The organism is Streptomyces harbinensis, assembly GCF_900116145.1.
GTDB lineage: Bacteria > Actinomycetota > Actinomycetes > Streptomycetales > Streptomycetaceae > Streptomyces > Streptomyces carpaticus.
Genome location: NZ_FPAB01000004.1, coordinates 626,558 through 640,944, shown reverse-complemented (window position 1 = coordinate 640,944; position 14,387 = coordinate 626,558). Strand labels below are relative to the sequence as shown.

General features: G+C 73.1%; 11 protein-coding genes. 3 read left to right on the top strand and 8 right to left on the bottom strand.

Going from position 1 to position 14,387, the window contains the following annotated elements; translation table 11 throughout:
* Positions 1-125: 125 nt before the first annotated feature.
* From BM385_RS27485 to aztB, 5 genes are all read right to left on the bottom strand, one after another.
* Positions 126-1,172: an NUDIX hydrolase gene (locus BM385_RS27485; protein WP_254791562.1), complete on the bottom strand. Its 1,047-nt coding sequence runs from the start codon at positions 1,170-1,172 to the stop codon at positions 126-128.
* A gap of 109 nt (positions 1,173-1,281) precedes the next feature.
* Positions 1,282-2,469, bottom strand: a complete 1,188-nt coding sequence (gene aztD, locus BM385_RS14330; RefSeq protein WP_093843270.1) for a zinc metallochaperone AztD — start codon at positions 2,467-2,469, stop codon at positions 1,282-1,284.
* Between the two features lie 29 nt (positions 2,470-2,498).
* Positions 2,499-3,416: a zinc ABC transporter substrate-binding protein AztC gene (gene aztC / locus BM385_RS14325; protein ID WP_093843269.1), complete on the bottom strand. Its 918-nt coding sequence runs from the start codon at positions 3,414-3,416 to the stop codon at positions 2,499-2,501.
* A complete protein-coding gene (locus BM385_RS14320; RefSeq protein ID WP_254791561.1) occupies positions 3,413-4,456 on the bottom strand; it encodes a VCBS domain-containing protein in 1,044 nt (347 codons plus the stop codon). The genes aztC and BM385_RS14320 overlap by 4 nt, the downstream gene beginning before the upstream one ends.
* 7 nt (positions 4,457-4,463) lie before the next feature.
* On the bottom strand, positions 4,464-5,306 hold the full coding sequence (aztB, locus tag BM385_RS14315) for a zinc ABC transporter permease AztB (RefSeq protein WP_019433946.1): 843 nt from the start codon (positions 5,304-5,306) through the stop codon (positions 4,464-4,466).
* Positions 5,307-5,357: 51 nt separating this feature from the next.
* Between aztB and aztA the strand changes: the two genes are divergently transcribed.
* Positions 5,358-5,984, top strand: a complete 627-nt coding sequence (aztA, locus tag BM385_RS14310) for a zinc ABC transporter ATP-binding protein AztA (protein WP_019433947.1) — start codon at positions 5,358-5,360, stop codon at positions 5,982-5,984.
* On the opposite strand, the gene BM385_RS14305 is transcribed toward aztA, so the two are convergent.
* From BM385_RS14305 to BM385_RS14295, 3 genes are all read right to left on the bottom strand, one after another.
* The gene (locus BM385_RS14305; protein ID WP_093843267.1) at positions 5,956-8,067 is read right to left on the bottom strand and encodes a DEAD/DEAH box helicase; all 2,112 of its coding nucleotides are present in this window, start codon (positions 8,065-8,067) and stop codon (positions 5,956-5,958) included. The two genes, aztA and BM385_RS14305, sit on opposite strands and share 29 nt — an antisense overlap.
* 71 nt (positions 8,068-8,138) lie before the next feature.
* Positions 8,139-12,206, bottom strand: a complete 4,068-nt coding sequence (locus tag BM385_RS14300; RefSeq protein ID WP_093843266.1) for an nSTAND1 domain-containing NTPase — start codon at positions 12,204-12,206, stop codon at positions 8,139-8,141.
* The gene (locus BM385_RS14295; RefSeq protein WP_019433949.1) at positions 12,190-12,516 is read right to left on the bottom strand and encodes a CU044_2847 family protein; all 327 of its coding nucleotides are present in this window, start codon (positions 12,514-12,516) and stop codon (positions 12,190-12,192) included. Before BM385_RS14295 ends, BM385_RS14300 begins: the two co-directional genes overlap by 17 nt.
* Positions 12,517-12,847: 331 nt before the next feature.
* Here BM385_RS14295 and xynA point away from each other — a divergent pair, with 331 nt between their 5' ends.
* Complete coding sequence (gene xynA, locus BM385_RS14290) at positions 12,848-13,543, top strand: endo-1,4-beta-xylanase XynA (RefSeq protein ID WP_019433950.1); 696 nt, start codon at positions 12,848-12,850, stop codon at positions 13,541-13,543.
* 141 nt (positions 13,544-13,684) lie between these two features.
* Positions 13,685-14,311, top strand: a complete 627-nt coding sequence (locus BM385_RS27820) for a hypothetical protein (protein ID WP_254791560.1) — start codon at positions 13,685-13,687, stop codon at positions 14,309-14,311.
* Positions 14,312-14,387 lie beyond the last annotated feature (76 nt).

The following is a 14,387-nucleotide window of genomic DNA, read 5'->3' as shown; positions in this document are numbered from 1 at the left end:
TGTGGGGTGTTCGGGCGGGACGGGGGGATCGGGCGGCGGGGGCGGCTGGGGGTGGTCGGGGCGCGGCGGGGGCTCGGGCCGGTCCGGGGGGACGGGCGCGGGCTCGCGCTGGGCGGACGGCCGGCTCACGCGTCCACCTCCGTCACCGGGCGCTCGGTGGCGGGCGGCAGCCCCCAGCGTCCGGCGGCGACGGCCGCCGCCGCCCGCGCCTGGTCGGTCGCCGCCGGGCCCCAGCCGAGCAGGCCGGCCGCCTGGCGCGGGGTGGCCAGCAGCCGGTGGTGGGTGAGCCGGGTGGCCGGGTCGAGGCCGTGCGGGCCGATGCCGGTGATCCGGCCGGCCAGCGTGAGCAGCGCGGGCTCGCCCGGCGCGGCGGCCCGCCGGGCCAGCGGGAGCGGTGGGCCGGTGGTGAGCCGGGCCTCCTCGTGGGCCAGCCGGGTCAGGGCGCGGGCCGGGTCGCCGGTGTCGGCCGCGTCCAGCGGCCCGCCGGGGAGCAGGACGACGCCTTCCTTGGGGTCCACGAGCAGGACCACCCGGCCGTCCGGGGCGAACAGCCAGCCCCGTACCTCGGTACCGGGCGGGTGGTGGCCGGCCGGCGGCTCCGGCTGCCAGGGGCGGTCGTGGCCGGGGGCCACGCGGGTGATCACACAGTGCCGTTCCAGCGGCGGCTGCGGCCCGGTGTGCCGGCCGTCCTGGAGGTAGACGGTGCCGGTGCCGCCGAGCCGGGCGCGCAGCGCGGCGAGCATCCGGCGGGCGTCCGGGCCGGTCATCCGGTCGGCGGCCTCGTCCGCGTCGAGGAAGGCGTGGTCCTCCAGTTCGCCTTCGGCCAGCCGGATGCGGGCGGCGTCGGCGGCCGGGACGGTCCCGCCGTCGAAGACCGTGTGGAACTCGCCGGGGAACGGCAGGTCGGGCGGGAGTCCTTCGATGCGCGGGCTGACGTGGTCCACCGCGAGCGCGGGGCCCGGGGTGCGGGTGAGGCCGGTCTCCTCCCACACCTCGCGGCGGCAGGCGTCGGTGGGCAGTTCGCGCTCCTCCACCCCGCCGCCCGGCAGCAGCCAGGTGTCGCGGTAGGAGGGGCGTACCAGCAGGATCCGCCCCCGGTCGTCCGTCAGGAGGGCGGTGGCGCACATCCAGACGGCGTGCCGGGAGGCGGCGTACTCGGCGTTCGAGGTCAAGCGATCTTGCGTCACACCTCATGATCAGCACGGAAACCCGGGCCCACCAGGGCGCTCGGCGGCGCGCGGGAAGCGCCCGGGGGCGCACCCCCGGGCGCTTCGGCGCGTGTCAGTGGGCGAGCACTCCGCTCAGCTCGTTCGGCACCTGCGGCAGGGTGACGGAGGTGAGGATCTCACCCGACTCGATGTCCACGGCGTGCAGTTCCTTCGTCGCCGGCTCGGTGATGAAGGCGGTGTGGTCGCGGACGAAGACCGCGGGGCGCGGCTGCTGCCACTCCAGCGGCTCCTCCCAGGCGTCGGTCACCGGGATGGAGTTCGTCACCTCGCCCGCCTCGGGGTCGATGACGTGGAGCTGTCCGTCGGTGCCGAACACCAGCGCCTCGCCGTGCGGGCCGCGGGCCAGCGAGCGGAAGGTGTAGCTGGTGCCGAGGTCGACGAGGGTGAGCGAGCCGTCCGCGGTGTCGATGAGGGAGACCTGCTCGGGGCGCTCCAGCTCGGCGTCCTTGTCCTGCTTGTAGTCGCCCAGGACGACGGTGGACTCGTCCGAGCCGGCCTGGTTGCCGATCCGGCCGTAGTCGGTGGGGCTGTCCACCTTGGTGAAGGAGCCGTCCTTGTAGACGAGGACGCCGTTCTCGCAGCCGATGACGATGACGTCGCCCTTGGCCGCCGCCTCGCCGTGCACGCCGGGGCACTCCTCGCTGCGGGCGATCTCCTCCCCGTCCGCGTCCAGGACCATGGCGCCGACCCGGCTCTCCTCGTTGCCGAGGGTGACCAGCAGGTCGCCGCTCTCCAGCTCGACGGCCACGCCGTGGTGGGCCTCGGCCGCCTGGTAGGTGTCGGTGGCCGGCAGGGCGGAGCCGCCCAGCTCGTGCGGGTCGAACAGGGTCACCTCACCGGTGCCGTCGGCGAACAGCACGGTGCGGTCCCCGTGCCGTACGACGTGGCCCGGCTTCTCGGCGGCGAAGGTGGCCTCCGTCAGCTGGGCACCGACCGCGTCCAGGACCTGGAAGCCGGCCGAGGTGGAGACCAGGACGTGCCGCTCGTCGCCGGCGGCGTTGAGGCGGTTGAAGCCCTCCAGCGGGATGTCCTCGATGACCTCAAGGGTGGTGCCGTCGAGGACGAGGAGCCCGCCGTCGTAGGTGGTGACCAGCGGTTCGGCGACCTCGTGGGCCGGTGCGGACTGTTCGTCCCTGGGCTGGGTCTCCTCCTTGTCGGTGTCGTCCGATCCGCAGGCCGTCAGGACCAGGGCGGAGGCGGCGAGGAGGGATATCCCGCCGGTGATTCGCTTGGTGCGCATCTCTCTTCTCTCTCTTGTCTTTCCTGTCGTCACCGCAGGCCGGCCACGATGGCCCGGGTGTTGGAACGCATCAGGTCCAGATAGGTCTCGGCGCCTTCGCCCGGCGCGCTCAGCGATTCCGAGAACAGGGGGACGACGTCCACCTGGAGTCCGGTCTCCTCGGCGAGCACCTGGGCCAGCCGGTCGGGTTGCTGGGCCTCGACGAAGATGGCCGGGACGCCTGCCTCGCGGATGGCGCCGGCCAGCGATTCGAGGTCGGACGCGGAGGGCGAGGCGAGGGTCGTCCCGCTGGGGATGACGGCGCCGATCACCGTGAAGCCGTACCGGTCGGCGAGGTAGCCGAAGACGTGGTGGTTGGTGACCAGGGCGCGCCGTTCGGCGGGCAGGGAGGCGAACTCGTCCGTCATCCAGGCGTCGAGTTCGCCGACCTCGGCAAGGTAGGCGGCGCTGTTCTCGCGGATGCGGTCGGCGTCGACGCCGGGTACGTCCTCGATGATCCGGTCCGCGATGCGTTCGGTGGCGGTGGCCACGCGCTGCGGGTCGGTCCAGAAGTGCGGGTCGGGTTCGCCGGCCATGGCGTCGGAGGTGTACGGCAGCGGGTCGATCTCCGCGCCGACCTCCAGGGTGGGGGTACCGGATCCGGCGGCGGCCTCGACGTGCCGCAGGACGCCTTCCTCCAGGCCGAGGCCGTTGTAGACCAGGAGCGCGGCGCTTTCGATGCCGGCGGCCTGGCGGGCCGAGATGCCGAAGGAGTGCGGGTCGGTGCCGGCGCCCATGAGGACGGTGACCTCGGCCTGGTCGCCGGCGATCCGCTGGGTGATGTCGCCGAGGATGTTGGTGGTGACGACGATGCCGGCACGGTCGTCGTCCGCCGTGGAGCATCCGGTGGTGGCGAGGGGGAGGGCGAGGGCGCCGAGCAGGGCGCCGATGACGGTGCGCCGCCTCATCGGCCCGTCTCCACCATGTAGGAGGGAGTGAAGCCGAGGTCGAAGGTGCGGGCGGTGCGCAGCCCGTCCGCGTAGTCGATCTCGACGACCTGCTGCCCTTCCGGGTCGCTGATGTAGGCGCGGCTGCTGTCGACTTCGATGCGGTCGCCGGTCAGCGGGACGCGGGCGGTCTCCGTGCCGTCGGTGCCGTCGCGGGAGACGAGTTCGCCGGTGTCGGTGAGGGTGAGGACGGCGCCGCCGCTGCCGACCGCGTTGACGGCGGTCACGGTGTCGTCGGCGGTGAACTGCCAGTCGCCGGTGGTGACGTCGAGCAGCCAGAAGCCGGTGCCGTCCGCCGCGAGGGCGGCGAGGGTGGTGCTGCCGGCGCGGTGGTGGAACTCCCCGGCGCGGGCGGCGGGCTCGGTGCCGTCCGGGTAGGGGAGCCGTTCGGCGGTGAACTGGCCCTCGGCGTCCTCCTGTTCGGTGACGAGGAGGGCGCCGTCGGCGCAGCCGAGCACCAGGCCGGCCCGGGTGACGGCGGTGCCCATGGGGTATCCCCTGCTCGAAGAGCTTGGGGAAGGGTCGGCGCAGGTCTCCTCCAGGCCGGGGCCGCTGACGGTGCCGTCGGCGACGGTGAACGGGGTCTCCCGGTAGGGCACGGTGCCGGCCGGGAGTTGTTCGCCGAGTTCGATGGCGGCGCGGTAGTAGTGGGAGTGGTCGCCGTGGTCGACGGTCCAGGCGCCGCTGTCGACGACCTGGACGGTGCCGTCGGCTCCGGTGAGGTAGCCGTACCTGCCGTCGCCGCGCAGGGCTTGCGGGTCGGCGAACTCGCCCGCCTCGGTGATCTCTTCGGTGATCAGGTCGAGGACGTGGATGCCGCCGGTGCCGGCGTCGGCGAGGACGAGCCGGGACTGGGGTTCGGCGGCCTCCTCGGCGCCTTCTATGTACCCGTGCGGGGTGCTTTCCTCGGTTTCCGTGGCTTCCGGTGCGCTTTCCTGACCACTGTCCGAGGTGCCGCAGCCGGCTGCCAGCAGCAGCGCGGGCAGGGTTGCCGCGATCATGACATTCCTAAGACGCATGGACTCTCTTCTTCTCCAGCTGGGACGTGACGAGGGTGGCCAGGGCGGAGGCGAAGAACAGCCCCACGGCCACGGCGGCGATCGTGGCGCCGGCGGCCGTACCGCCGTGCCAGGAGATGACCAGGCCCGCCGCCGTCGACACCGTGCCCAGCAGGGCGGCGCCCAGCATGATCAGCGGGACCCGCCGCACCCACAGCGCGGCGGCGGCCGGCGGGGCGATCAGCAGGCCGAACACCAGCAGGGTGCCGACCACATGGAAGGAGGCGACGATCGCCAGCGTCACCAGCGCGACCAGCACGCCGTGCGCGACCTTCGGCCGCAGCCCGAGCGTGTGCGCCTTGCGCGGGTCGAAGGCCAGGGCCAGGAAGGCACGGTGCCCCAGCAGCGCGACCGCCGCCGCGAGCGCCAGCGCCACCGCCAGGAACACCAGGTCCCCGTCCCGTACCGCGAGCACGTCGCCGAACAGGAACCCGGTCAGATCCACGGCGAAGGACTGCGACCGCGACACGATGATGACGCCGAGGGACAGCATGCCGACGAACAGCAGCCCGATCCCGGTGTCCCGGGAGATCCGCGTCGAGCGCCCCAGCGCGGTGACGCCCAGCGCCATCGCCCCGGCGCTGGCCGCCGCCCCGATCAGCAGCGGGCCGCCGAGCAGGGAGGCGAGCGCCACCCCGGGGAGCATGCCGTGCGCCATCGCGTCGCCGAGGAAGGCCATGCCGCGCAGCACCACCCAGGTGCCGGCCAGCGCGCAGATCAGCGATACGAGGATCCCGCCCCACAGCGCCCGTTGAACGAAGGACACCGCGAACGGTTCGAGCAACCATTCCATGATGGGTCACTCTATAATGAAAACGATTATCGTCATCTACTGGGGGTTGTCATGCCGGTCACACTCCACGAGGTCACCGCCGATTACCCGGGCCACCGCGCCCTCCACGGCATCAGTGCCACCCTTCCCGCCGGTGCGGTCACCGCGCTGACCGGCCCCAACGGGTCCGGGAAATCCACCCTGCTCAACCTGCTGGCCGGCACGCTCACCCCGACCACCGGCACCATCAGCTACGGACGCCCCTGCCGCCCCGCGTACGTGGTGCAGCGCAGCGCCGTCCCCGACGCCCTGCCGCTCACCGTGCGCGAGGCCGTCACCATGGGCCGGTGGGCCGAGCGCGGCCCCTGGCGCCGGCTGACCCGCGCCGACCGCGCCGTGGTCGACGACTGCCTGACCCGGCTCGGCATCGCGGACCTCGCCCACCGCCAGCTCGGCGGCCTCTCCGGCGGTCAGCGGCAGCGCACCCTCATCGCCCAGGCCCTGGCGCAGCGTTCACCGCTGCTCCTGCTGGACGAACCCACCGCCGCCCTGGACGCCGCCGCCCAGCGGCAGATCACCGACACCCTCACCCGCATCGCGGCCGAGGACGGCACCACCGTCGTCCACGCCACCCACCACCCGGCCGAAGCCGCCGCGGCGGATCACACCCTCACGCTGGCGGCGGGCCACCTGTGCTGAGCCGCGCCCGCTCCTCGTCCACGATGCGCCGGGCCAGCTCCCCCTCCGACACATCCAGCGCGTCCGGGGTGGCCCGCGCCACCTCACTGCGCCGCGCGTAGGCGTCGAACAGCGCGCTCTTGCCGGCCAGCGTCTCCAGCATCCGCTGGTCCACACTGTCGGCCACCAGCAGCCGGTGCACCCGGACGGTCCGCACCTGCCCCATCCGGTGCGCCCGGGCCACCGCCTGATGCTCCATCGTGGGCTTGATCTGCGGCTCGCACAGGATCACCACCGAGGCGGCCTGGAGATTGAGCCCGACCCCGCCCGCCTGGATCTGGCTCAGCAGCACCGCGTGCCCGTCCGCCGCCGTGAACGCGTCCACCAGCCGCTGCCGCGCGCTCACCGTCGTGGACCCGCTCAGCAGCCCGGTGACCCGCCCGGAATCCAGCGCCTCGCCCACCGTCTCCAGCACGGAACGGAAGTAGGAGAAGATCACCACCTTGGCGCCGCTCTCGGCGGCCTCGGCCACCAGCTCCCGTATGCGCCGCACCTTCATGGACCGCGGCGAGGCGTAGGCGGCCCGCCGCATCGCCATGAAACTCCCGGAGGCGACCGCCTCCCGGTACGCCGCCGCGTCCTGCGGCCCGAACTCCTCCCACTCGTCCACCCGCACCACCGCGGGCAGCTCGCTCAGCACGTCCTCCTGGTTGCGCCGCAGATACACCGGCGCCACCGCCCGCCGGAACGCCTGCGAACCGGCCACCAGCTCCCGCCCGTCCACCCGGGGCAGCACCTCGGGCCGCAACTGGCGCACCAGCGCGCGGAACTCGCCCACCCGGTTCTCCAGCGGAGTGCCGGTGAGGTACGCCACCCGCCCGGCCACCGCGGCCCACTGGGCCACCGCCCGGGTGCGCTGCGCGCCGGCGTTCTTCACGTAGTGCGCCTCGTCCACCACCAGCATCGCGGTCGCAGCGGCCTTGCCCGCCACCCGCAGCGCGTCGAAGGTCGTCACCGCCACCCCGCCGTCCCGCCGCCAGCGCGCGAACGCCTCCTCCCGGCCGGGCCCGTGCGCCGCGAGGGGCCGCAGCGCGCTGCGCGCCCGTATCTCCCGCGTCCAGTTGATCAGCACACTCGCCGGGCAGACCACCAGGAAGTGGGTCTCGCCCCGGGCCGCCAGATGCGCCAGCGCGGCGATCGCCTGCACCGTCTTGCCCAGCCCCATCTCGTCCCCGAGCAGCACCCGCCGCTGGGCCAGCAGAAAACGCGCGCCGAACGACTGGTACCCGCGCAGCGACACCTTCAGCAGGCTGTCGTCCAGCACCTCCGCCCGGACCCGGTCCCCGATCTCGGCCGGCACATACCCCTGGGCCGCGTCCGCGTCCGGCGGCCGGGCGTCCAGCTCGGCGAGCAGGCTGTAGTAGTCGGCCGAGCGCAGCTCGAAGTCCACCCACGCCTCGACGTCCGAGGGCGGGTCGCGCAGCAGATCCACCGACGCCTGCCGGAACTCCCCGGTCAGCCCCCGCCGTTCGGCGTCCGCCGTCAGCTCCTCGATAGCGGCGACCGCCGCCCTGGCCCGGGCCCGCCCCTCCCGCCCGGCGACCAGCATCCGCAGCCGCCCCCGCGCCGGCCGGGCCGCGGGCAGCAACTCCGCCAGCCGCGCCTCGATCTCCCGCGCCGCCGCCACCGTCCTGCGCAGCCCGGGCCCCGCGGCCAGCAGCCGGTGCAGCGCGACGACCAGGGCCGTGGTGCGCGCGTCCGGCTCGTCCACGTCCAGCCAGACGGTGACCGTACGCTCCACCGCCTGCCCGATCTGCCGCGCCGCCGCCAGCGCCTGCCCGGCCGTCAGCGCCCCCACCCCGGGCACCAGCTGCAACTCCCCGACGGTGGCGGCCCACACGCTGCCGACCGTCCGGTACCCGCCGTCCTCCAGGGCGGCCACCCGCAGCCGCCCCTCGGTGACCTCCTTCAGCCGCTCCACGCCCATGCCGCCGAGCCGCTCGGCGATCTCCGCGTCGCGCAGCGGCACCAGCGCCTCGCGCACCCGGGCGACGGCCGCCGTGTGATCGGCCACCACACCCTGCGCCAACTCCCGCAACTCCATCACCGCATCACCCCACCCGCATCCTGCCATGGGTCACTGACAGTGACGGCCCGCTCGCCGGGCGGCGCGGCTCAGGACGGCTCGCACACCGGCTCGGGCAGCAGCTCGGCGGTGGTCACCGCCCGTTCGGGATCCGTGATCCGGCGGTGCCCCAGCACCTCGCACAACCGGTCCGCCCACTCCTCCGGTTGGTCCAGCCGCATCACCAACACCGGCGACTCCTCGTACCCTTCGCCGGGGCTGAACAGCACGGTCGTGCCGTCCCGCGAGATGCCCAGGAACTGGCCGGGCCCGCCCAGGAAATACCGCTCGACGGCGTACGGGCTGCCCGGCTCGTACACCCGCAGCGTGTCCCCCATGCCGATCAGCACCCGGCCGTCGCCCGGGAAGCCGAACGACCGGGTCTCGTACCCGGTACAGGTCCGGCACAGCGTCGGCAGCGGCCCCAGCTCGCGGCGCGGCGGGTCGAGCCGCCACAGCTCCCACACCGCGTCACCGGGCCGCGCCAGCAGCAGATACCGGCCCTCGGTGTCGAACCGCACCGCCAGCACATCGCCTCCGGTGTCCACGTTCAGCTCCGGGACCTCACGCCCCTCGTACAGGTGCACCACCCGGATCACGGAACCGCCGTCCACCACGGCAACATGGCCAGGCTCGACGTGCCGGTACACACCGAAGTGCCAGTCCTCCCGCCCGGTGATGCCCAGATCGGCGAGGTCGACCCGGATACGGAGCCGCTCGGCCCGCGCCTCCCACAGCTCCAGCACCGTGCCGGAGCGCACCAGCAGGGTCCGGTCGTCAAGGAACCAGTAGTCCACGTCACCGTCCGGCTCGGCGACCGTCGCCGCGCCGGTGACCTCCAGGGTGTCCACGTCACGGATCTCGATGCGGTCGTCCGTCACCCGGTCCGCGACCAGGGTGCTGTCCGGGGAGAAGGTGATCTCGTGGCTTTCCGGGACCCGGGTCGCCCCCGGGCGTTCCGCCCACTGCCCGTCCTCCAGGTCGCTCTCGACCGTGGCGGCGTGCACCTGGGAGCCGTCCGGAGTGACGCCCACCACGGTGGCACCGTCCGGACTCAGCATCATGGATTCCAGCACGGCTTCCTCGTCCCGGCCCGGCAGTGCCAGCAGCGCGGCGCCCGCCGGCGCCCGGACCAGGACGGACAGCTCCTCGCCGCTGCCCAGCAACTCCCGGTGCAGGGTGGCGCCGCTCGCCTTGGTGATCGGGTTGCCGAACGGCGTCGGCAGCAGCCCGACCGTGCCGTCGTCCGCGACTTCCAGCGACCGGGACCAGGAACCGGTGCCGACGACGAACCGGCGTCCGCTCTCGTCCACCGCGATCTCGCTGCACAGCTCCAGCGAGAAGCCCGCCCGGGTCCGGCCGGTGGCCACGTCCAGCAGCTGATACTCGGCCGGCTGCGTCACATCACCGGAGTCACGGCACACCAGCGCCGTCGACCCGTCCCCCGACATCCCGGCCCGCCGGACCCCCTCCGCCAGCGAGCGGTGGCTGCCGTCCGTGGTGTCGAGCGCGTCCAGATTCCAGAGGTTGCCGGTGCCCTCGCGGTACTCGTAGGAGGCCAGGTACAGCGTCCCGTCCTCGGGGCCGAACCACAGATCGGCGACATCGGCGATCTCCTGATCCAGCGACTGCCGGAGCAGCACCGCCTCCGCGTCGAGATCCCACACCACCAGCTCGCCCGCGACGGCCACGGCCACCCGGCTCCCCTCCGCCGACACCGTGAGCGGCTGGCTCGGATGGTCGTACCCGAGGCCATCCGTGACGCCGGCCGGTCCGCCCGGGAGCCGCCGCTCGGTGCCCAGCGGCTCCGGCCCGTCCTGCGCGGCCACCACGTCGAACCACACCAGCGTCCCGTCTGTCCCCAGATAACCGGCGCGCCCGCCGTCCGGAGCGACGAACGGGTACAGCGCGTACGCGGTCCCCCAGGGCAACGGCTGCTGCCGCGAGTCACCGTCCGCGTCCCGGACGAACAGCGTGGCCCGGCCGCCGCCCGTGACGGTGACGATCACCCGCCCGTCCCGGCTCGCCGCCAGCTGCGTGTCCGCGCCCGTACCGCCGGACACCAGCCACTCGGTGGTGCCGTAGCCGAGATACCCCTGGAGCAGTGCGTCCCGGGCCAGTTCGGTGGGCGCGCTGCGGTACGCGCCGACCGCGAGCATGAGGGACAGCACCGGGTCGGTCTCCCGCAGATCGGCGGAGGCCACCGCCATCGTGCGGGACGCCGACTCGGCGGCCCGGATCGCCCCGGTACGCGCCTCGTTGACCAACAGCGTGCCCAGCGCCGAGGCCAGTGTGAGGGCGAGCGCGATACTGATCAGGCCCCACCGGCGGCGCAACGCCTGCCGCCTGCGGCGGCGGCGGCCCCGGGCCAGGAAGTCGCGGTCCTGCGGGCTCAGATCGGCTGGCCGGTCCCGTTCCCAGCGGGCCGCGCGGTCCAGGGCGGTGACGCCCGGCAGCAGATCGGCGGGGCGCCCGGCCGCCTCCCAGCGCTCCCGGTCGGCGCGCAGTTCGTCCCGCCGAACGAGGAAGTCCCGGTCCTCCTGAATGCGTTGGCCGAGTCCCGGCCAAGCGTCGATCACCGCTTCGTGGGCCAGCTCCAGCCGTTCGCGCCCCACCACCAGCCGGGCCCCGATCAGGACATCGGCCGCCGCGCGCTGGTGCGGGTCGAGCTCGGCGCGGTCGACGCTCGCCCGGACCGGCCGGGTGGCGTCCGGCGGCATCCTGACCAGCGCCAGCAGCAGCGGCTCCAGGGCCTTCTCGACATCGGCCCCCTTCGCACGGCATCCCGCCTGTGCTTCCTCCACCTGGAGAACCAGCGCGCCCCGCACCCCGTGCACCTCCTCGTAGGTGCGATGGCCGATCCACGCGCCGTCCTTCTGCTCCCACAGCCGCTTCAGGGTGAACGCCAGCAGCGGCAGCCCGTCGCTCCCCTCCCCCATGTCCGCACGGATGCGGCCGACCAGGCCGTCCGCGTACCGGCCGCCCAGCGCGGCGAAGGGTGCGGTGATCGCGACGTCCAACTGCTCGGCGGACATGGCCGGCAGCAGATACAGCTCCTTCGTCCAGGGGACGGCTTTCTCCACCGCGTCGAGCCGGGCGGTGATAAGGACGCGCAGCTTCTCGGGCCGATCGTCGGACAGGAGCAGCGGAACCAGCGGGCCAGGGCCGGAGGTCAGCTGCTCCAGCTGATCGATGACGACGACGAGGCCGCCCTCGCTCGCGGCGGCGTGCCGGGCGAGGGCCTCCGGCGTCAGCTGCTCCGCGCTGGTGTCGAGCGCTTGGGCGAGCTTCTCGATCACGCTCTCGGCCGAGCGGGCGTCGATCACCACCACCTCGTGGTCGGCCCGCAGCAGGGGCACCACCCCGGCACGTACCACCGAGGACTTGCCGCAGCCGGACGGCCCGGTGACGGTCACCACCCGGTATTGGCGCACCAGGGTGGCGATCTTCTCCGATTCTTCCGCCCGGCCGAAGAACCGCCCGGCGTCCTCCTCACCGAACGCCGCGAGGCCCGGGAACGGCGAGGGCTTCTCGAACAGGTCCCGGATCTCCGCCACTTCGGCGCAGAGCCGCTGGAGCGGGATCATGAACGCGGCCGGCGCCGCGGTGTCGTAGGTCGCCACCATGCCGACGGCGGCCCGGAGTTCCGTGTCCCAGACGGGGGAGCCGCTGAAACCGCCGGTGATCTCGTACGCGCTGTCCGGCGCCTTGTCGATCTGCACCCGGCCGCCGGACTGGAGTCCGCGCAGCACTCCCGCGTGCCGGACACCGTCCGGCCGCCCGGCGGGGTGGCCGAAGGCCCGCACCGTACGGTTCCCCTCGCCCGGATACGCCAGCGGGACCGGCGCGGTACCGGGCGGGGGCGCGGCGAACCGTAAGACGGCGATGTCCTCGTCCCGGCGCTCCACCGTGCAGCGCACCGGTTCCGGTTCGTCCTCCGTGGTGATCGCGGGCACCACGACCGCCTCGTCCGCCTCGGGCGGCAGGACGTGGGCGCAGGTCAGGGCGGTGTGCGTGGTGGCCAGGAAGGCGACGCCGATCGGTCGCCCGTCCACCGCCCGGACCGTCAGCAGGGCCGCGTCCAGCGGCGCGGCCTCGGGGTCAGCGCTGCGGACCATCGCCGGGCCGGGTCCAGGTGAGGGTGACCGAGAAGTTGGCCTCCGCCGCCGCGCTGCTGATGATCACATCGGCGTCGGCGGACAGGGAGAGCCCGAACTGCACACTGATCTCGTCGGGCGCCCGGGGCATCTCCCGGAAGGTGTCCACGAACCGTTCGGCGACCGGCCGGACGGTGCGCAGCATCCCCTCCAGCGACCGCGCGGCCCGGGCCGCCACCCTGCCGGCGGCTCCGGCCGGGACGACCCCCTCGTCCGGCGCCTCCCGGATCTCCACCATCACGACATCCGCCCCGTCGTCGCCGACGGGCATTTCCCTCACATGCACCGCGCACCCCCTCGCCGGGCCAACGTACCCCTTGGAAGCGGCTTTCATGACCTCTTCCGCACCAGTCGGGGGAAACCCGGCGGAGCGCTCACCGCCGATCCGGAACGGTTCCGAAAATTATCGGAGAACGATCACCACCACGACCGCCCGCGATTGACCGGAAAGGCGCCTGGACAAGACCGGGGGCCGGATTTTCCTTCCGGAATCCTTGCGAGAACTGTTGACGCCCTTATGCCCCCGCCCAACACTGCTAGGCACGCTGAGTGTTACCCCCACGACAGACCCGCACGGTCATGTCCCGCTGCTTGGAGGACACATGCACGAGGACAGCACTCCCGCCCGGCCGCTCAGCCGGCGGCGCTTCATCGCCCGTACCGGTGCTGTGAGCCTGGCCGCCGCCTCGGCCTCGGCCCTGGCGCTGCCGGGCGTCGCGCACGCGCAGACGATCACGCAGAACCAGACCGGCACCCACAACGGTTTCTACTACTCGTTCTGGACGGACGCCCAGAACACCGTGTCCATGACCCTGGGCAACGGCGGCAACTACAGCACCTGGTGGCAGAACACCGGCAACTTCGTGTGCGGCAAGGGCTGGCCCAACGGCTCCCGCCGCAACGTCGGTTACTCCGGCAGCTTCAACCCCTCGGGCAACGGCTACCTCTGCCTCTACGGCTGGACCGCCAACCCGCTCGTCGAGTACTACATCGTCGACAGCTGGGGCAACTACCGCCCGACCGGCGACTACCGCGGCTCGGTCAGCAGCGACGGCGGCACGTACGACATCTACCACACCATGCGCTACAACGCCCCGTCGGTCGAAGGCACCCGCACCTTCCCGCAGTACTGGAGCGTCCGCCAGTCCCGCCGCGTGGGCGGCACGATCACCACGGGCAACCACTTCGACGCCTGGAACCGGTCCGGCATGAACCTGGGCGCCTTCAACTACTACATGATCATGGCCACGGAGGGCTACCAGAGCAGCGGCAACTCCGACATCACCGTCTGGGGCTGATCACCCCCCTGTGTCCGGCCCCTCCCGCAACCGCACGTGTCCACCCTGCGTCAGGACGTGTGTACAGCCCAGGGGGAGGGGTTCGGGCATGGGTGTGCGACGCGGACATTCGGGGGCACCAGCCGGAGCGGGGGGACGCCGGTGAGTGAGGAGATGTGTGTTCCCGAGACGGGGGACGTGGAGCGGGTCGATCCCGCCGGTATCCCGGAGTTCACCGGCAATCTCGCCATGCTGGCAGCCGACTGCATGGGCTTCGACGCCGCCGCCACCCGCGTACGGACCATCGGCTCGGACGTCCACGACGAGTTCCAGGGCCTGTCCTCCTTCTACACCGCCCCCGAGGCCGAACAACTCTTCGCCACCACCGCACCCGCCCGCGACCGCGCCGCCGACTTCGCCGACGACCTCACCACCGTCCGCTCCGCCCTGTGGGACTACCACCAGGAGATCACCCCCCTCGTCGGCCGCCTCCGCCGCCTCAAACACGAAGCCGAGGAGTTCGTCGCCTCCATCCGGGACGACGACGACTGGAAACAGGACACCGCCAGAACCGACCGCAACAACCAGCTCCGCGACGACGTGGCCGCCACCGTCGCCGCGTTCTGGGCCGCCGAACGCTCCTGCGCCAACCGCATCAACGCCCTGTGGGGCGGCCCGCAGTGGACCACCGACGACGGCTCCGGCGGCACCCGCATGTACGGCGTCAGCGAAGCCGACCTGACCGCCATGGAAGAAGCGCCCTGGGGCCGCGCCGTCGAACGCGAATAACCCGCCTGGCGCATCGACCAGCACCTCAAGAGCTTCGTCTGGGACGGCATCATCGTCGACGGCATCTGGGACGGCC